Raw genomic sequence first — 16,684 nt, 5'->3', positions numbered from 1 at the left:
GGTTCGCGCCACCCCGAGCCTGCCCGACGGTCACCCGCTAGGACGCGGCACGCCCCGTCGCGCGGCGCGTCGTGACCGACCCGCGCGCGCGGCGCGAGGGCGTCGGCATCTCGGCGATCGGCTCATCGTCGATGCTCTCCGCGACCTCCGGGTGGGTGCCCAGCCAGGCGGCGGCTCCCAAGATGATCCGTGCGGTGAAGTCCACGAAGATCATGATGGTGAACACTGCGGTCACGGATCCCAGGACGGGGTTCGACGACACCGACTCGACCATGATGTTGACGCCCTGGCGCAGCACCCCGATCGCCAGTGCGGACAGCAGCAGCGTCCACAGCAGCGGTCTCACGGGACCGCGGTAGCCGCCGAGCACCACGATCGCGAGGGCGACAAACGCGGCATCGAGGAGCACTCCGACGGCGATCGCGGGACCGCGGATGATCCAATCGGAGGCGAGCCCGTCGGATAGGAACGACGCCAGCAGCGTGGCGAACTGGGAGGCCAGCACCTGCAGCACAATGCCGGAGACCACCAGGATGATGATCGCGAAGAGCGCGATGAAGTCACGGATCTTGCCCTGCGCCGGGGACGCCTCGCTGAGCCCCAGCATCGCGCGCACTCCGAGCCGCACGCCGCGGAGGTATCGGGTCGCGGTGTTGAACAGGACCAGGAAGGACACGAGACCGACAATCCCGTTGATGGTCTCGGGCTGGATCGAATCCGGGGTGATGAGCCCCTCCTCGCCGCCCGTGGCGACGACCCCGGGAATGGCCTCGTTCAAGAACGAATAGAAGCGGTCCTGCCACTCCTCGTTACCCGCCAGGAGGAAGCTCGACAGCGTGATCGCGATGACGACCCCGGCCGCGAGCGACGTCAAGGAGTAGTAGGCGATGCCGCCCGACAGGATCATCGCGTTGCGATCCTTCATGACCTGCAGCGTGCGGCCCGCGCGGGTGGACTCGAACCACGCCTTCTTCTCCTTGGCCTGACCGATCGCCTCCTTGGTGCGGTCGATGGCGCCCATGTCTTCCTCGCGGGCACGCCGCTGCACCGAGACCTGCGTCTCGTGCGCTGCCTGCGCGGCGTGGGCGTGAGGGTCGTCACGGCCGCTCATCGGCTCACCTCCAGCGCTGTGGCTTCAACAGTCCTACGCGGTCATACAGACGCTCGAGCGTTCCGCGAGCAATCGCGGAGGCCTTGGTCGCGCCCTCGTCCAGTACCGAGTCCAAACTGTCGGGGGACTCGATCCATTCCATCGCATTGTCGCGAATCGGCGTGAGGTACGCGACCACGGCATCGGCCAGGTCGACCTTGAGGTGGCCGTACATCTTGCCCTGGTAGTCCTCGACCAGCTGCTCGATGGAGCGTCCGTCGATCGCCGAATAGATCGACAGCAAACTCGAGACGCCAGGCTTCGTCTCGCGGTCGAAGCGGATCTCGGCGCCGGTGTCCGTGACCGCGGACTTGATGGACTTCGCGACCTTCTTCGGGTCCTCGAGGATCTCGATGAGACCCTTGCCGTTGGATGCCGACTTCGACATCTTCTTGGTGGGCTCCTGCAGGTCGTAGATCTTCGCCGTCTCCTTGACGATGTACGGCTCGGGCACGGTCGCCGAGCCCTCGCCCAGGCGCGTGTTGAGGCGCTCCGCGAGGTCACGGGACAGCTCGAGGTGCTGACGCTGATCCTCGCCCACGGGCACCAGGTCCGTGTCGTACAGCAGGATGTCGGCGGCCATCAGCACGGGGTAGGTGAACAGGCCCACATTGGTGCCCGACTCCCCCACCTTCGCGGACTTGTCCTTGAACTGCGTCATGCGTGACGCCTCGCCGAAGCCCGTGAAGGTCGACAGCAACCATGCGAGCTCGGCGTGCTCCGGGACGTGCGACTGGACGAAGACGAGCGAGCGCGCGGGGTCCACCCCCGCGGCCAGGAACTGCGCGGCGGTGCGGCGGGTGCGCGAACGCAGCTGCTCGGGCTCGGGAGACACCGTGAGGGCGTGGAGGTCGACGACCGAGTAGATCGCGTCGTAGTCCTCCTGCAGCGCCACCCAGTTCACCAACGCGCCCAGGTAGTTACCCAGGTGGAGGGAATCGGAGGTGGGCTGCATGGCGGAAAACACGCGGGGCTTCATGCACCCCATCATTCCAAACTCCGCGGGGCCAGGGGGACCGCTTCCGCTCGCCTCGCCACGCATCACGCCCCACGAGTGACGAAGTGACGGCGTTCTGGCGGACACGCCGTGTCAGCGGCCGCGACACGCAGTACCCCGTCGGGATCACCGTCACTTTGTCACTGGCGTGGATGCGAGACCACGCGGACACCGGCCGATGCCGCGGCGGGCTTTCTTACGTGGCCTCGGTGTCGTACGGCGCACCATTGAGCGTGACGTCGCCTTCCGGCGTGCCGGGAGCCGATGCCGTGGCGGGGTTGGCCGCGGCAGGGGTGGCGGCGCCGGTCCCGCCCGCGGCCGCGCCGGAGGTCGCTCGCGGAGCCTGAGCGGGCTCCGCGAGCGCCTCGCGGACGATGCGGCGCGGGTCGTACTGGCGCGGGTCGTACTGGGACCAGTCGACGTCGCCGCCGACGTCGTTCTTCAGCTGGTCCTTGCCCTGGTTGACGTAGTCGCGGCCGCGCACCACCCAGTCGCGCAGCTGCTTGGCGTAGGAGGGCATCCGTTCGGGCCCGACCACCAGGATCGCGACCAGGATGATGACGAGAAGCTCGCCGCCGTTGATGCCAAACACGCGACTATTGTGCCCGCTTACGGGGTCTCTTCGTACGTGACCTCGTTGCTCGAGCCCAGCGTGACCGTGACATCGCGCTCGCTATCGCCGTCCTGGACGGTCAACACCACCTCGTCGCCGGCGTCCTTCGCACGGATCGCGACGATGAGCTCATCGGACTGCGTGATGGGCCGGCCGTCGATCGCGGTGATCACGTCGCCCGGCTCGATGCCCGCCTGGTCGGCGGGGCCGTCGGCGACCACGCCGGCATCGCTGTCGACCACCTGCACGCCCTCGCCGGTGTAACGCCCGTCGAGCTGAACGCCGATGACCGGGTAGGTAGCAACGCCGTTCTCGATGAGTTGTTCGGCGGTGCGCTGGGCCTGGTTAGACGGGATCGCGAAACCCAGGCCGATCGAGCCGGTCTCCGAACTTGCGCCCGACAGGGTGGCGATCGCGGAGTTCACGCCGATGACCTCGCCGTTGGCGTTCAGCAGTGGCCCGCCCGAATTGCCGGGGTTGATGGCGGCGTCAGTCTGCAGCGCGTCGATGTAGGCCTGCGACTGGGTGTCCCCTGCCGTGACGGGGCGATGCATCGACGACACGATGCCGGTCGTCACCGTGCCCTCGAGGCCCAGCGGCGAGCCCACGGCGATGGTCGCGTCACCCACGACGACCTCGTCGGAGTCGGCGAAGGTCAGCGGGGTGAGCCCGGTGATATCGACCTTGATGACGGCCAGGTCGTAGTCGGCGGTGGCGCCGATGAGCTCGGCGGAGTGCTCGGAGCCGTCCGAGAACACCACGGTGATGTCCTGGGCGCCGTCGACCACGTGGTTGTTGGTGAGGATGTAACCGTCGTCCTGGATGACGAAGCCCGAGCCGGTGGCCGCGCCGCCCTGCATCGTCGACTCGATGGACACGACGGACGGCATCACGGCGGCCGCGACCGCGGCGACGGAGCCCTCGGGACGGTCCACGCTCTGGCCCGTCGTCATCGCCAGGGACGCGCTGGGCGAGCCAAACTCGTCAAACGCCCAGGCGCCGGCGACGCCTCCACCGAGGCCCAGCAGGAGCGCGCCGGCGGCGATCCCTGCGACGGCGCCTGCACCCACGCGCCCCTTCTTCTCCTTGGGCGGAGCGACCGGTGCTGGCGCACCGTAGCCGGTGCCGTCATACGGCGGCTGCGCAGTCGACATCGTGCCGTCGGAGGCCGGGGTCAGCGGCGGCGTGTAGGGCGCGGTCTCGTCGACAGGGGGCACGGGCTGAGCGGGCGCGGGCTGAGCGGGCGCCGCCGGGGCGGCCGGGCTCGTGGCGGGCGCGGCCTGCTGCGCGGCCGGCGTCGGCGCGGGCGAGCCGCCCTGCGTCGGGATCACTTCGGTGTCGTCGCTGGACACGCCCGCACCACCCTGAGGGCGGGACGCGTCGGCGTTGGGGGAGGCAAAGGGGTTGTCAGACATGAGGGGGCTCCTTTGAAGGTCAGTCTCCTGCGACCACGTCGGCGATCCGCTCCACGCCGTCCACGACGCGGGCGAGGACCCCAGCGGGATCATCGGAGGGGAAGCTGGCAGCGACGGATTCGAGGGTGTCCACGGCGCAGTCACACGTCGCCGAGATCACCAGTTCGCCGCATTGCCACACGATCTGATGGGGGTTCTCGTTGACGAGATAGACGGCGCTACCGGCCACGTCGACGGTCGGGAATCGCTCGGCGAGATCGTCGACCAGCTCACCGCGCTGCTCGGTAATGACGATGGTGTCGAGCCCGGACAGGAGTGACTGCACCAGCACGATCCCACCCGCGCTGTCCGTCACCACCTTCGCTTCGACCGGCACCAGGTCGGCCGAGTCCCATGCGGGACTCGCCCAGTCGCGCAGCTCGTCACCGCTGCGCATCTTCGAGGCCTCATAGAAGCTGACGGGCACCGCGGCTGCCTGATCGGCGGAGCCCTCCGCGGCTGCGAGCGTCACCTCCTGAGGCGCTCCAAGCGAATACAGGACGCCCACGGAGGCGCCCACGACGGCCATCACGATCGCGAGCATCAGCACGGGGTTGTGTCCCCGTCCCGAGGCTGCCCGCGCGACGTGCTTGGACTCGCCTCGCGCCACCTCGGCCATGTGGTCGCGGTCGAGCAGTTGGCGCGCGAAGGTCATGTCGATGCCTGCGGAGGAGGTGCGTAGCGCCTCGCGCGCGGAACGCAGGTCATCCCACCTGAGACGACAGTCCGCGCACGCGTCAAGGTGCGCCATGGCATCGGCCGTCTGCTCGGCGCTCAGCCGATTGTCGAGCAGGTCGTGGATGCGATTCCCGAGGTGTGCGTCGCTCACCCGTCACCTCGCGTCGGTGCGCGGTGAGCCAGGGACTCACGAAGCTTCGCACGGGCGCGAGACAGTCGGGAACGGACGGTGCCCATCTTGATGCCGAGCGTCGCGGCAATCTCCTCGTACGACAGACCCTCGATGTCGGACAGCACCACGGCGGCGCGGTATTCCGGCTGAAGGTCGGCGAGGGCGGCGATGATGTCATCGCCCAGATGGGACATGTCGAAGGCGTCCTCGGGCTGTCCCGACCGCTCGTGGCGGTCGAAGCTGTCGGACGTGGCGACGGAGGCATCGTCGTCGGCCATGAAGTCGAACCGGATGCGCTTCTTGCGGCGCACACGATCGAGGAACAGGTTGGTCGTGATGCGGTGAAGCCAGCCTTCGAATGTGCCGGGCTTGTACTGCGACAGCGAGTTGAAGACGCGGATGAACACATCCTGCGTGAGATCCTCGGCGTCGTGCTGATTGCCCGTCAGGTGATAGGCCAGCCGGTACACCCGGCCGGAGTGCTCCTCGACGATGCGCTCCCACGTCAGATCGTGTGTAGCGGTCGTAGGGGTCGCGGAGGACGCGGCGGCAAGGTCTTGCGCCTGAGTCATGGTGTTTCCCTCCTCCACATTCGGGTCAACGGATGTCGCTAGGACCATGTTCCCACCCTTTGCTGGGAGTTTGCTGAGACCCCGGTCCCACCTGGGCCGTTACGATGCTTCCCAGGAGGCTGATGATGAGCATCGAAGCGGCGAACTGGGCGTACTGCGAGGACTTCCGGCCCGAGGACCGTGTCCTCCTGGAGGCCCGGGACACGGCGGACCAGTTGGGTTGCACCCCCGTGCACCCTGGTGCGGGCCAGCTGCTGCAGGTGCTCGCCCAGGTCAGTGGCGCGCGTTCCATCGTAGAAATCGGCACGGGCGCGGGCGTCTCCACCACGTATCTGCTGCGCGGCATGGGCGACGAGGGCGTCATCACGACCATCGACATGGAGCCCGAGCATCACAAGGCCGCCAAGCGCACCCTGAGCGCCGGCGGCTTCCGCCCCGAGCGTGCGCGCATGATCACGGGCCGCGCCCTCGACGTCTTGCCGCGCCTGACCGATGCCGGCTACGACATGGTGTTGATCGACGCGCGCAAGGCCGAGTACCCCCAGTACCTCGAGCAGGCGCTGCGCCTGCTGCGCGTGGGGGGCATGGTCGTGATCGACAACGCCCTGTGGCACGGACGCGTCCCCGACCCCGCTCAGCGCGACGAGTCCACCACGGCCGTCCGCTCGACGCTCAAGCTGGTGCGCGACGACGAGCGCCTCACTGCCGTGCTCACGCCCTCGGGCGACGGCCTGCTCGTCGCGGTCAAGAACGCGCCCTAACGGCTCGTTTCCGGGCCGAGGCTCGCGCGTCAGCGCGCGGCTATGCCCCCTGCCACCGGACACGCCAAAGCCCGGGCGGCCATGTCATCGGCCGTCCGGACTGAAGCGAAAACAGTGAGGGGTGAGGCGCCTACTGCAGGGCGCCAGCGAGGGCGTCGCGCAGGGCCGCGACCTCGTCGGCATTGATCTCGACGACCAGGCGGCCACCGCCTTCGAGCGGCACGCGCATCACGTAGCCGCGACCCTCCTTCACGACCTCCATGGGGCCGTCACCGGTACGGGGCTTCATCGCAGCCATATGCGTTTCTCCTCGAAAGCTCTCCTGCATGAGCCGCGCAGGCCGCGCGGCACCGGGCTCTATTCTACGGCCTCAGGACCATAGTCCCCGCACAGCGGTGAGGTGCGTCACATGCTCCCGGTGACCGGGCCAGGCTCGGGCTCCACGGGCCCCGTGCCCTCGCCGCGCGCGTAGTCGCTGACGATCGCAATCGCCTCCTCGATGTCGTCGGTCACGTGGAAGAGGTCCAGATCCGTCGCTGCCGCCTTGCCGTCGGCGATCATGGAGTCGCGCAGCCACTGCACCAATCCATCCCAGTAGGCGTGACCGACGAGCACGATCGGGAACCGTGTGATCGTCCTGGTCTGCACCAAAGTCAGCGCCTCGAACAGCTCGTCCATGGTGCCGAACCCGCCCGGCAGCGCGATGAAGCCCTGCGCGTACTTCACGAACATGGTCTTGCGCGCGAAAAAGTAGCGGAAGTTGATGCCGAGGTTCACGAACCGGTTGACGCCCTGCTCGAACGGCAGCTCGATGCCGAGACCGATCGATACACCGCCGGCCTCCTGCGCCCCCTTGTTAGCGGCCTCCATGACGCCGGGGCCACCGCCGGTGATGACGGCGAAGCCCTCCTCGACCAGGCGCCTGCCAATGGTCTCGCCCTGCTCATAGTCGGGCGCGCCCTCCTTGGTGCGGGCCGATCCGAACACCGAGATAGCAGGACCGATCTCCGCGAGCGCGCCGAAGCCCTCCACGAACTCGCTTTGAATGCGCAACACCCGCCACGGGTCCTCGTGCAACCAATCGGGTGCCTCCTGGTGGCCCAGCAACCTGCCGGAAGTCGAGCTCTGGGGGATGTTGCGCCCGCGCAGCAGCACGGGTCCCTTGCGGTACTCGCTCATAGGATTCCTCCTCGGTTGGGGCCGATGCCGTGGCTGGGCGACCTACTCGCCTCGCCGCGGGTCGTGGTCAGGCGGTCAGCCACGCCTCCAGGCCGGCGCGGCACGCGACGATGTGGGACACCGGGCAATGCTCGTCGTCGGCGTGGGCGAGCTCGGGGTCTCCGGGGCCATAGTTCACGGCGGGGATACCGAGAGCGCCGAAGCGGGCGACGTCGGTCCAGCCCACCTTGGCGCGGGGCGCTCCCCCGCCGACTGCGGCCACCGCGGCCGCGAAGGACTGCGCGAGGGGGGCGTCGAGTCCGGGCCGGCACCCGGCGGCGAGGTCGGTCCACTCAAGGGCGTAGTCGGCGACACCGCTCGCGGCGACGACGCCCTCGACGTGAGCCTGGGCATCGGCCACGGACTTGTCAGGCGCGAAGCGGTAGTTGACCGTGACGGTCGCGGCGTCGGGGATGACGTTGCCGGCAATGCCGCCGCGCACACCGACGGCGTTCAGACCCTCGCGGTACTCGAGGCCGTCCACCGTGACGGTCGCCGGCTCGTAGGCGGCCAGGGCGGTCAGCAGCGGAGCCAGGCCGTGGATCGCGTTGACACCCTTCCAAGCGCGGGCGCTGTGGGCGGCGCGGCCGCGCACGGAGATGTCGGCTCGCAGCGTGCCGTTGCAGCCGCCCTCGATGCCGGCGCTCGTGGGTTCGCCCAGCACGGCAAAGTCGGCCCCGAGCAGGTGCGGGTGGCGGCGGGAAAGGCGACCCAGACCGTTCTTGGACTCCTCGACCTCCTCATGGTCGTACATCACCCAGGTGACGTCCCGCGTGGGTGCGTCCAGCGCCGCGGCGAGGCTGAGCATGACGGCGACCCCGGCCTTCATGTCAACGCTGCCACGTCCCACGAGGGTGTCGCCGCCGTTCTCCCACGAGTGCGGCACGTTGCCCTTGATAGGCACGGTGTCGAGGTGGCCGGCCACGATCACGCGCTCGGCGCGGCCCAGTTCGGTGCGGGCAATCAGGGCGTCACCGTCGCGCGTGACGCTCAGGTGCGGGGCATGGGCGGCGAGGGCCGCCTCGACGACGTCGGCAATCTCGTGCTCGCCTCCGCTGACCGAGGCGATGTCGATGAGGGCGGCCGCGAGCTGCGCGACGGGGGCGGTGAGGTCGAGGGCGGCCATGTCGTCAGCCTAACCAGGCGGCCGACGACGGCCGCGCACCCTGCCGAGCGTCCGCCCGCCGAGCCCGAACATCGGCCGCCCGTAGGATGGGCGCTATGACTCGCCCCGCATATGGTTTCGGACTTGCGACGTACGACGCCGAGGGCACGGCCCTCGACACGTGGTACCCCGCCCCTGCCCTGGGGGACGCCCCCGCGGGCCAGCAGATCCCGGACGCGCTCGTCGAGGCCGAACGCACCGACGCGCTGCGCGCCGTCGAGATCCGCGCCGTGCGCACGGTCATCGACCTTGATGCCGCCCCGGCCTCGGTCGAGGACGCCTACCTGCGCCTGCACCTTCTGTCGCACCGCCTGGTGCAGCCCCATGGCCTCAACCTCGACGGCCTGTTCGGCGCGCTCACCAATGTGGCGTGGACCTCTGCCGGGCCGTGCGCGATCGCGACGCTCGAGGACACGCGCCTGCGCTTTCGCGCCGCCGGCCAGCACCTCACCGTGTTCGGCGTCGACAAGTTCCCGCGGCTGGTGGACTACGTCGTGCCGTCCGGCGTGCGCATCGCCGATGCCGACCGCGTGCGCCTGGGTGCTCACCTCGCCGAGGGCACCACCGTGATGCACGAGGGGTTCGTGAACTTCAACGCCGGCACGCTGGGCCACTCGATGGTCGAGGGCCGCATCTCTGCGGGTGTCGTGGTGCACGACGGCGCCGACATCGGCGGCGGCGCCTCCATCATGGGCACGCTGTCTGGCGGCGGCAAGGAGGTCGTCTCAATCGGGGCGCGCTCGCTGCTGGGCGCCAACGCTGGCGTCGGCATCGCGCTCGGCGAGGACTGCGTCGTGGAGGCCGGCACGTACATCACCGCCGGTACGAAGGTCACGCTGAAGGGCCGCACCGACGAGGACGGCAACCCGGTCATCGTGAAGGCCCGTGAGCTGTCCGGCCACGACGGCATCCAGTACTGGCGCAACTCCGTGACCGGCGCCATCGAGGCCGTCACACGTCAGGGCTCGGGCATCGAGCTGAACGCCGCCCTGCACGCGAACTAGCGTGGCCGCCCGGCGTCGCGGGCGCGGCGCCGGCTGGCTCGCGCTCGTCCTCATCGCCGCCGTCACGGTCGCGGCGGTGGTCTACGTGCCCCGCCTGTGGGAGCGCTACGGCGACGAATACTTCGCGTCCACCACCTGCACGGTGACGGTCGGCGAGCGCACCGACTCCAAGACCGCGGAGCAGGCCAACAACATTGCGATCATCGTGGCCGGCTCGATGCGCTGGGGCCTGCCCGCACGCGCAGCCACCATCGCCGTCGCCACCGCGATCCAGGAATCCACGCTGCGCAACATCGACTACGGGGACCGCGACAGCATCGGCCTGTTCCAGCAACGTCCCTCCCAGGGCTGGGGCTCGATCGACGAAATCATGGACCCGTACTACGCGACCGATCGGTTCTACGAGGCGCTCATCAAGGTCGACGGCTGGACCGATGCCGAGATTACGGTCGCTGCGCAGGCCGTGCAGCGTTCAGGCTTTCCCGAGGCGTACGCCGACCACGAAGAGGAGGGGCGCTTGTGGGCGTCGGCCCTCACCGGCCACGGCGGCACGGTCACCTGCGACCTGGACCAGGCCGATGCTCCCACGACGGCCGCCGCGTTCACGCAGCGCCTGGCAGACGACTTCGGTGACGGCGCCTTTGCAGTCGAGGCCGTCGGCGTCGCGGGGACCGCCGGCACAGGCTCGGACACGGCGCTACGCGTGCGCGGGGTCGATACGACGGCCGACAGGGCCGTCCAGGAGTGGGCCGTCGCCGTGGCGGCATTCGAAGGCGTCACGGTGGCGTCCGGTAGCGGCGGCACGTGGGTGCGCGCCGAGGACGCCGCGACCGTCTCCCCCTCCCCCGGCGCCGTCACCGGCGGCGACGGCACGGAGGTGTGGCTACGGACGGCGGCGCCCGGCGAGGATTGAGCGCCCCCTAGCGCTCCGACAGGGGCGCGTACGTGCGGTCGGTCTCGCCCGTGTAGATCTGGCGCGGGCGGCCAATCTTGGTGCGCGGGTCCGCGAGCATCTCGCGGTAATGCGCGATCCACCCGGGCATGCGGCCCAGCGCGAACAGCGGCGTGAACATGGGGGTGTCGAAGCCCATGGCCGAATACAGCAGACCGGTGTAGAAGTCGACGTTCGGGTACAGCTTGCGCTCGATGAAGTACTCGTCGGAGAGCGCGATCTCCTCAAGGCGCTGCGCCATCTCGAACGTCTCGTTGTTGCCGCCCAGCTCCGCCAACACCTGGTTCGCGACCTTCTTGACCTGCGCGCCGCGCGGGTCGTACGACTTGTAGACGCGGTGCCCGAAGCCCATCAGGCGGGCTCCCTCGACACGGTCCTTGACCTTCGCGACGAACGTCTCGACCGAGTCGCCCGACTCCTTGATCTGGTCGAACATGCGCAGTGCGGCCTCGTTGGCGCCGCCGTGCAGCGGACCGGACAACGCGCCCACGCCCGCGGCCACCGAGGCGTAAATGTTGGCCTGCGACGAGCCCACGATGCGCACCGTCGAGGTCGAGCAGTTCTGCTCGTGGTCGGCGTGGAGGATCAGCAGCAGGTCGAGCGCCTTGCGCATGACCGGGTCGATGTCGAGCTCACCGTCGGCACCCGAGAAGCAGATGCGCATGAACTCGTCCACGTACTTGCCGCCCTGGCGCGGCTCGATGAGCTCGCCGCCGGAGGCGCGGCGCTGAAGGTAGGCGATGACGGTGGCGGACTTCGCGAGCAGCAGGACGGTCGCGAGTTCGAGCTGCTCCTCGTCCGAGCCCACCGACTCCGGGTAGAAGGTCGACAGCGCCGAGATCGCGCCGGACAGCACGGCCATCGGGTGAGCGTCGCGCGGGAAGGCACCCAGGAAGGTCTTGATGCCCTCGTGCACATGCATGTGGCGCGAGACGCGGTTGTTAAACGCGTTGAGAAGGTCCTCGGTGGGCAGTTCACCGTGAATGAGCAGGTAGGCGACCTCGAGGAACGTCGAGTTCTCGGCGAGCTGCTCGATGGGATAGCCCCGGTACTTCAAGATGCCCGCGTCGCCATCGATGTAGGTGATCGAGCTCTCGCAGGAGGCGGTGTTCATGAACCCCGGGTCCACGGTGACGAGACCGGTGTCCTTCAGCAGGGTGGAGACGGCCACACCGTCATTACCGATCGTTGACCGCTCGATAGGCAACTCTCGAGTCGTCCCATCGACCGTGAGACGTGCGTCGACCACTCGTGTCATTCCGAAAACCCTCCAGGGCACCGCAGCGCCATTGTGTGCGTTCGCTTGAGGGCGAGTTTACCCATCTTTGGACAAACGGAGGACCGCCTGCCCGATGCGCTCGTCCGTCGCAGTGAGGGCGATGCGCACATACTGCTGCGCCGCCGGACCGTAGAACGCCCCCGGGGCCGCAATGATGCCCCGATCCGCGAGAAAGCCCAGCGTCTCCCAGCAATCCTCGTCGCGAGTCGCCCACAGATAGAGCCCGGCCTCGGAGCCCGGCACCGAGAAGCCCGCGCTCTGCACGGCGGGCAGCAGGGCCTCGCGCCGCGCCCGGTAGACCTCGCGCTGGGCGGCGGTGTGCGCGTCGTCGCCGAGCGCGACCGTCATGGCGGCCTGCACCGGCGCAGGGACGATCATGCCCGCGTGCTTGCGCACCTCGACGAGCGCACCGACCAGCGCCGGGTCGCCGGCCACGAACGCCGCACGGTAACCCGCGAGGTTGGACTGCTTGGACAACGAGTAGACGGCGAGAAGACCATCGAAGGAGCCGCCGCAGACCGCAGGGTCGAGAACCGACGGCACACCGCCGCTCGCCCACGGCTCCTCCCAGGCGAGGGCCGCGTAGCACTCGTCGGAGGCCACCACGGCACCGATGGCGCGCGCAGCCTCGACCACCTCGCTCAGCTCGTCCCGTCCGAGGACCTTGCCGGTCGGGTTGGACGGCGAGTTGAGCCACACGAGCTTCACGTCGTCGCGGCCGGCCCAGTCGGAGACGTCGTCGGTGGCGAGGGCGGTGGCCCCGGTCAGCCGCGCGCCCACGTCATACGTGGGGTACGCCGATGCGGGATGCACCACCATGTCGCCCTCGCCGAGCCCCATGAGCGCCGGCAGCCACGCCACCAGCTCCTTGGAGCCCACCGTCGGCATGACGCCGTCCAGCGTCAGACCGGCGACGCCGCGCGTGCGGGCGAACCAGTCGATGATGGCCTGACGCAGCTGCGCGGTGCCGATCGTCGTGGGGTAGCCGGGGGCATCGGCCGCTGCCGCGAGGGCATGGCGGACCACCTCGGGCGTGGGGTCGACCGGCGTGCCCACCGACAGATCCACGACGCCCTCGGGGTGCGCCGAGGCGCGCTCACGGAAGGGAGCGAGCGAGTCCCACGGGAAGTCGGGCAGGGAGCGTGGGCTCAGACCCATGCGCGCCGGCCCGCGTCAGTTCTGCGGGGGCAACGACTTGATGAGGTCGTGATCGTGCTCGATCAGACCCATCTTCGCGGCGCCGCCGGGCGAACCAATCTCGGAGAAGAACTCCACGTTCGCGTTGTAGTAGTCGGCCCACTTGTCGGGGACGTCGTCCTCGTAGTAGATCGCCTCGACGGGGCACACGGGCTCGCATGCGCCGCAGTCCACGCACTCGTCGGGGTGGATGTAGAGCGAACGCTCGCCCTCGTAGATGCAGTCGACCGGACACTCGTCGATGCAGGCCTTGTCCTTGACGTCGACACAAGGCAATGCAATGACGTAAGTCACTTTGTCTCCTCCAACCGGGGCGATACGGATCGCTTCATCATAGCGCCGGGTCCCCGGTCGGGACACACGGCGCGAGGACAGAGTGAGCGCGGGGGTGACACGGTCGCGGGCGCGACATCAATCGTCCTCGGACGTGTCGTCCGCCACGCACTTGATCGCATCGTTCGGCGCGTAGGTCCAGGTATCCACGTTGCGGTCGACCTCTTCCCCGTCGAGCGTCACGACACGCGTATTCGTGATGGTGAAGCCGGGCTCGCCGGGGCCCTTGGCCTGGCAGTTGTCCGCCGTCACCTCGTCGACGCCGGGCTGCGTGATGTTCGTCTTGTCGGATGCCCAGGTCTCTACCTCGAAGTGGGGCGTCGACCACACGTCGACGTGCAGGTCTCCGCCGGAGATGTACGAGTTGAACAGCGCCGCATACGGCGTGTTGTTCTCGAAGATGACGTTGATCGTGGTGCCCCACAGCGTCGACTCGCGGCCCGCGGGGTAGCGCGGGAACCACACGGAGTGCGGCCGGTGCTGGATGAGGTCGTAGCCGGCGAAGTAGGCGGCGTTGTAACTGGTGGTCGCCATCTGGGACAGTCCGCCGCCGATGCCGTCGGTGAGGATCCCGTCGACGATCACGTGAGCGTCGGCGTAGCCCTCGGCCTCGGTGATGGGCGACAGGATCTCGTGCAGGTTGAACTGCTCGCCCGGCATGATGATGGTGCCCTTGACGTCGGCCGCTGCGGTGCGGAGGTTCTGGGTGCGCACGTACTCATTGGTCAGAGGTGTGTCGAAGGCGGACACGATCTCCTTGAAGTCGTTGACGCCGAGCGACTCGGCGGAGTTCTCCGGTTCCACGACCGTTACGGGCAGTTCCCCGGCGCGGTTGGGCGAGCCGGCAGCGGCGACGATCGCATCGCCCAGCGCGGCGCCGTCGATCGTGATGCCGTTGGCACCCTCGTCGATGGTGAGCTCGGAGTTGGACGCGAACTCGACCGAGGCGTCCTTGGGTTCCGTCTCGAGCTCCGGGTGCGCCTCGATCACCTCGGGCGCGATCGCCTCGCCATCCACGACGAGCGTCAGGTCGCCGCCCTCGGACTGCACGCTGGAGTGCGCGGCCACCTGGTCGGCGGTAATTACGGCCTCGCCGGATTCCGCGCTGAGGGTGACGTCACCGGCGAGGAACTGTCGCGACAGGTCCTGCGCAAAAGAATCGGCCGTCTCGTCGGTGACGGAGGGGGCTGTCACCGTCGCGACCGCCTCGACCGTCAGCGACGTGGGCCATGCTTGGTCGACGAGCGCGGCGGTCGCGTCGACATCGACCTCGATGGCGTCGGTGCCGGGGTGCGAGACTCCCGCGGTGCCGACGATCTCCACGGAAGCGTCGACGGCCTCGCGGTCCAGGTCCGCGGCGGCCGCCGTCACAGCAGACGCGAGAGCTTCATCGTCGACGGTCGCCACCGGGTCGATGTGACCGCCGCCCGCGAGGTGCTGCCACAGGCGTTCGGGGCGCAACGTGAAACCGGTGAGATCGGCGATGGTCGCCTCGGCATCGACCCCCAGGCCGGCATCGGCGGCAGGGAATGCGGTCGACTCGTCCTCGGCGGTGAGGGTGATGTCCTGGGCCGCGAGAGCGTCGGCCGCCTCGGTGATGGAGGCGATCGCCGCTCCTGTCGATTGCCCACCGATCGCCACACCAAGCGTCTCGGTCTCGCGCGGCACGGTGCCTGACAACAGCGCCTGGGCTCCGACATAGAGTCCCGCCAGCACGATGACGACGACGGGCACGGCGAGCCAGCCGCGGCCGCGCTTGTTCGAATGGGAGCCGCGCTCCCCGGTGGCCTGGTGCGAGCTCAGCATGGCCTCCGTACGCACGTCGTCGACGCTGGCCGGCCAGGCGGACGGCTCGCGGGGGGCCGCTGCGGCGGCCGGGAACACGGTGGTGGGTGCGGTGACAGGCTCGGCCTGCACCGCCGTCGCGTCGGCGTCGGATTCGGCGTCGGTCTCAGCCGATGCCGTGGCGGCTGCCGCTCCAGCGGCCGCCAGGCTCACGCGAGCCACCGGGCGCGTGTCGGTGTCGGCCTCGACAACGTCGTCGTCGGAGGTTGGGGTCTCGGTGTCGGGGAGAGTGCTCCCCAGCGGCGGCGCGTCGGGGGCGTCCGCGAGCCAGGTCGGCGCAGCCAACTCCGAGGTGGGCGTGTGCTCGACAACGGGGACCGGCGTCGCATCCGAATGCGCGCCCTGGCCACGAGCGGCGCGCGAGCGCAACGCGCGGTGTGCGGCGCCGTGACGACGACGTTCGCGCTGCGCCTCGGCCTCGAGGCGCGCCTGATTCCTAGCTCTTGACATGGTCCCCCACCAGCAGTTTCCTGGGCAGCAGCGCTGCCACGACGATCGCGACGACTCCCCCGGCGAGCCATGCGTACCCCAGCGCATCCGCCGCGATCAGCACGGATCCGCCCGGCCCTTCGAGCGTCCACACGAATGCCGCACTCATAAACAGCGCGGCGAAGGTGCCGAGCCCGGTCCACGACAGCCACACCCGCGCAAAGACCGCCGCGAGCAACACCATCACGCACGCCAGGACGGCCCCCCAGGGCGGGATCGAGCGGTACGCGATCGAGCCCACCGTGGCCACGATGAGCCCCCCGACCGCGAGCACGACGTAGCCCATGGAGTCCTTCATGGGTCACAGGATAGGCGGTGAGGGCGACGCCGCCGCGCCGCCACCCGGCTCAGGAGCAACCGGTGCCAGGCTCGTAGACGTATACCTGGGTGGTTCCCTGCGCGAAGCCAGTGCCGTCGACGAACGTGGACTCCTCGGGGAAGTCGTAGATCTGCATCATCGCCCCGTCACGGCAGAGGATCCAGTCGCGGCCGTCGGGCCCGGCGTACATGCCCTCCACCATGATCGCCGTACCGGAGGCAACTCTTTCCCAGTCCTCGGCACCCGACTCGTAGACCACGTCATCACCCAGGTCGCCGCCCGGGAGCGCGACGCCCCACGTCTCAGCGCCGCCTGTGTCCGAGTGGTACCACGCGAGCGCCTCCCCCTCGGGAAGCGGCGCCCACGCGGGCCACGCGGCCTCGGCGTCGGCCCCCGTCTCGGTGGCGCCCCCGCTGCACGCCGCAAGCATCATGACCGCCAGCACCGCTGGCACTACTGTTCGCATTCCCCGCATACCAGGCATGC

At 69.2% G+C, this 16,684-nt stretch carries 18 protein-coding genes; 3 read left to right on the top strand and 15 right to left on the bottom strand.

Translation table 11 applies throughout. From position 1 onward, the window contains the following. Positions 1-37 precede the first annotated feature (37 nt). From B7K24_RS06515 to sigE, 6 genes are all read right to left on the bottom strand, one after another. Positions 38-1,111 carry a YihY/virulence factor BrkB family protein gene (locus B7K24_RS06515; RefSeq protein ID WP_084129380.1) on the bottom strand — a complete coding sequence of 358 codons (1,074 nt, stop codon included), beginning with the start codon at positions 1,109-1,111 and terminating at the stop codon, positions 38-40. A gap of 4 nt (positions 1,112-1,115) precedes the next feature. After that, the gene (trpS, locus tag B7K24_RS06510) at positions 1,116-2,129 is read right to left on the bottom strand and encodes a tryptophan--tRNA ligase (protein WP_373994160.1); all 1,014 of its coding nucleotides are present in this window, start codon (positions 2,127-2,129) and stop codon (positions 1,116-1,118) included. A 214-nt stretch (positions 2,130-2,343) separates the two neighbouring features. After that, on the bottom strand, positions 2,344-2,739 hold the full coding sequence (locus B7K24_RS06505) for a twin-arginine translocase TatA/TatE family subunit (protein WP_084129378.1): 396 nt from the start codon (positions 2,737-2,739) through the stop codon (positions 2,344-2,346). Between the two features lie 17 nt (positions 2,740-2,756). Further along, positions 2,757-4,175, bottom strand: a complete 1,419-nt coding sequence (locus B7K24_RS06500) for a S1C family serine protease (protein ID WP_084129377.1) — start codon at positions 4,173-4,175, stop codon at positions 2,757-2,759. 19 nt (positions 4,176-4,194) lie between these two features. Beyond that, entirely contained in the window at positions 4,195-5,043 is an 849-nt protein-coding gene (locus B7K24_RS06495) for an anti-sigma factor (RefSeq protein WP_084129376.1), read from the bottom strand. Next, complete coding sequence (gene sigE / locus B7K24_RS06490; protein WP_144268183.1) at positions 5,040-5,636, bottom strand: RNA polymerase sigma factor SigE; 597 nt, start codon at positions 5,634-5,636, stop codon at positions 5,040-5,042. The genes B7K24_RS06495 and sigE overlap by 4 nt, the downstream gene beginning before the upstream one ends. 122 nt (positions 5,637-5,758) lie before the next feature. Between sigE and B7K24_RS06485 the strand changes: the two genes are divergently transcribed. Continuing rightward, positions 5,759-6,397, top strand: a complete 639-nt coding sequence (locus B7K24_RS06485) for an O-methyltransferase (RefSeq protein ID WP_084129374.1) — start codon at positions 5,759-5,761, stop codon at positions 6,395-6,397. A gap of 130 nt (positions 6,398-6,527) precedes the next feature. Here the strand turns inward: B7K24_RS06485 and B7K24_RS06480 are convergent, their stop codons facing one another. The 3 genes from B7K24_RS06480 to dapE form a co-directional block, all read right to left on the bottom strand. After that, complete coding sequence (locus tag B7K24_RS06480) at positions 6,528-6,695, bottom strand: DUF3117 domain-containing protein (RefSeq protein ID WP_084078917.1); 168 nt, start codon at positions 6,693-6,695, stop codon at positions 6,528-6,530. Between the two features lie 107 nt (positions 6,696-6,802). Continuing rightward, positions 6,803-7,576 (bottom strand): TIGR00730 family Rossman fold protein, encoded by a 774-nt coding sequence (locus B7K24_RS06475; RefSeq protein WP_084129373.1) that lies wholly within the window; start codon positions 7,574-7,576, stop codon positions 6,803-6,805. A 67-nt stretch (positions 7,577-7,643) separates the two neighbouring features. Next, positions 7,644-8,741, bottom strand: a complete 1,098-nt coding sequence (gene dapE, locus B7K24_RS06470) for a succinyl-diaminopimelate desuccinylase (protein WP_084129372.1) — start codon at positions 8,739-8,741, stop codon at positions 7,644-7,646. A 95-nt stretch (positions 8,742-8,836) separates the two neighbouring features. On the opposite strand from dapE, the gene dapD reads away from it, so the two are divergent. Together dapD and B7K24_RS13545 are read left to right on the top strand one after the other, a co-directional pair. After that, on the top strand, positions 8,837-9,784 hold the full coding sequence (gene dapD, locus B7K24_RS06465; RefSeq protein ID WP_084129371.1) for a 2,3,4,5-tetrahydropyridine-2,6-dicarboxylate N-succinyltransferase: 948 nt from the start codon (positions 8,837-8,839) through the stop codon (positions 9,782-9,784). Position 9,785: 1 nt separating this feature from the next. After that, positions 9,786-10,697, top strand: coding sequence for a hypothetical protein (locus tag B7K24_RS13545; RefSeq protein ID WP_084129370.1), 912 nt, complete (start codon positions 9,786-9,788; stop codon positions 10,695-10,697). Between the two features lie 7 nt (positions 10,698-10,704). Here B7K24_RS13545 and B7K24_RS06455 read toward each other — a convergent pair whose 3' ends face one another. From B7K24_RS06455 to B7K24_RS06430, 6 genes are all read right to left on the bottom strand, one after another. Beyond that, the gene (locus tag B7K24_RS06455) at positions 10,705-11,994 is read right to left on the bottom strand and encodes a citrate synthase (protein WP_084129369.1); all 1,290 of its coding nucleotides are present in this window, start codon (positions 11,992-11,994) and stop codon (positions 10,705-10,707) included. Positions 11,995-12,051: 57 nt separating this feature from the next. After that, positions 12,052-13,173: a succinyldiaminopimelate transaminase gene (gene dapC / locus B7K24_RS06450; protein ID WP_084129368.1), complete on the bottom strand. Its 1,122-nt coding sequence runs from the start codon at positions 13,171-13,173 to the stop codon at positions 12,052-12,054. 15 nt (positions 13,174-13,188) lie between these two features. Then, complete coding sequence (fdxA, locus tag B7K24_RS06445) at positions 13,189-13,506, bottom strand: ferredoxin (protein ID WP_084078924.1); 318 nt, start codon at positions 13,504-13,506, stop codon at positions 13,189-13,191. Positions 13,507-13,623: 117 nt separating this feature from the next. Beyond that, positions 13,624-15,840, bottom strand: coding sequence for a VanW family protein (locus B7K24_RS06440; RefSeq protein ID WP_084129367.1), 2,217 nt, complete (start codon positions 15,838-15,840; stop codon positions 13,624-13,626). Further along, complete coding sequence (locus tag B7K24_RS06435) at positions 15,827-16,177, bottom strand: hypothetical protein (protein ID WP_144268181.1); 351 nt, start codon at positions 16,175-16,177, stop codon at positions 15,827-15,829. Before B7K24_RS06435 ends, B7K24_RS06440 begins: the two co-directional genes overlap by 14 nt. A 49-nt stretch (positions 16,178-16,226) precedes the next feature. After that, entirely contained in the window at positions 16,227-16,673 is a 447-nt protein-coding gene (locus tag B7K24_RS06430; RefSeq protein ID WP_144268180.1) for a hypothetical protein, read from the bottom strand. Positions 16,674-16,684 lie beyond the last annotated feature (11 nt).

Source organism: Demequina sp. NBRC 110055 (assembly GCF_002090135.1).
Classification (GTDB): domain Bacteria; phylum Actinomycetota; class Actinomycetes; order Actinomycetales; family Demequinaceae; genus Demequina.
The sequence above is the reverse complement of the archived record's forward strand: the minus strand, read 5'-3'. Positions and strand labels throughout refer to the sequence as shown.

What these genes read in the sequence shown, in the direction of transcription:
- B7K24_RS06515 (WP_084129380.1), bottom strand. Translation starts at nt 1,111, where the DNA reads ATGAGCGGCCGTGACGACCCTCACGCCCACGCCGCGCAGGCAGCGCAC.
- trpS (WP_373994160.1), bottom strand. Translation starts at nt 2,129, where the DNA reads ATGAAGCCCCGCGTGTTTTCCGCCATGCAGCCCACCTCCGATTCCCTC.
- B7K24_RS06500 (WP_084129377.1), bottom strand. Translation starts at nt 4,175, where the DNA reads ATGTCTGACAACCCCTTTGCCTCCCCCAACGCCGACGCGTCCCGCCCT.
- sigE (WP_144268183.1), bottom strand. Translation starts at nt 5,636, where the DNA reads ATGACTCAGGCGCAAGACCTTGCCGCCGCGTCCTCCGCGACCCCTACG.
- B7K24_RS06485 (WP_084129374.1), top strand. Translation starts at nt 5,759, where the DNA reads ATGATGAGCATCGAAGCGGCGAACTGGGCGTACTGCGAGGACTTCCGG.
- B7K24_RS06480 (WP_084078917.1), bottom strand. Translation starts at nt 6,695, where the DNA reads ATGGCTGCGATGAAGCCCCGTACCGGTGACGGCCCCATGGAGGTCGTG.
- B7K24_RS06475 (WP_084129373.1), bottom strand. Translation starts at nt 7,576, where the DNA reads ATGAGCGAGTACCGCAAGGGACCCGTGCTGCTGCGCGGGCGCAACATC.
- dapE (WP_084129372.1), bottom strand. Translation starts at nt 8,741, where the DNA reads ATGGCCGCCCTCGACCTCACCGCCCCCGTCGCGCAGCTCGCGGCCGCC.
- dapD (WP_084129371.1), top strand. Translation starts at nt 8,837, where the DNA reads ATGACTCGCCCCGCATATGGTTTCGGACTTGCGACGTACGACGCCGAG.
- B7K24_RS06455 (WP_084129369.1), bottom strand. Translation starts at nt 11,994, where the DNA reads ATGACACGAGTGGTCGACGCACGTCTCACGGTCGATGGGACGACTCGA.
- dapC (WP_084129368.1), bottom strand. Translation starts at nt 13,173, where the DNA reads ATGGGTCTGAGCCCACGCTCCCTGCCCGACTTCCCGTGGGACTCGCTC.
- B7K24_RS06440 (WP_084129367.1), bottom strand. Translation starts at nt 15,840, where the DNA reads ATGTCAAGAGCTAGGAATCAGGCGCGCCTCGAGGCCGAGGCGCAGCGC.
- B7K24_RS06435 (WP_144268181.1), bottom strand. Translation starts at nt 16,177, where the DNA reads ATGAAGGACTCCATGGGCTACGTCGTGCTCGCGGTCGGGGGGCTCATC.
- B7K24_RS06430 (WP_144268180.1), bottom strand. Translation starts at nt 16,673, where the DNA reads ATGCGGGGAATGCGAACAGTAGTGCCAGCGGTGCTGGCGGTCATGATG.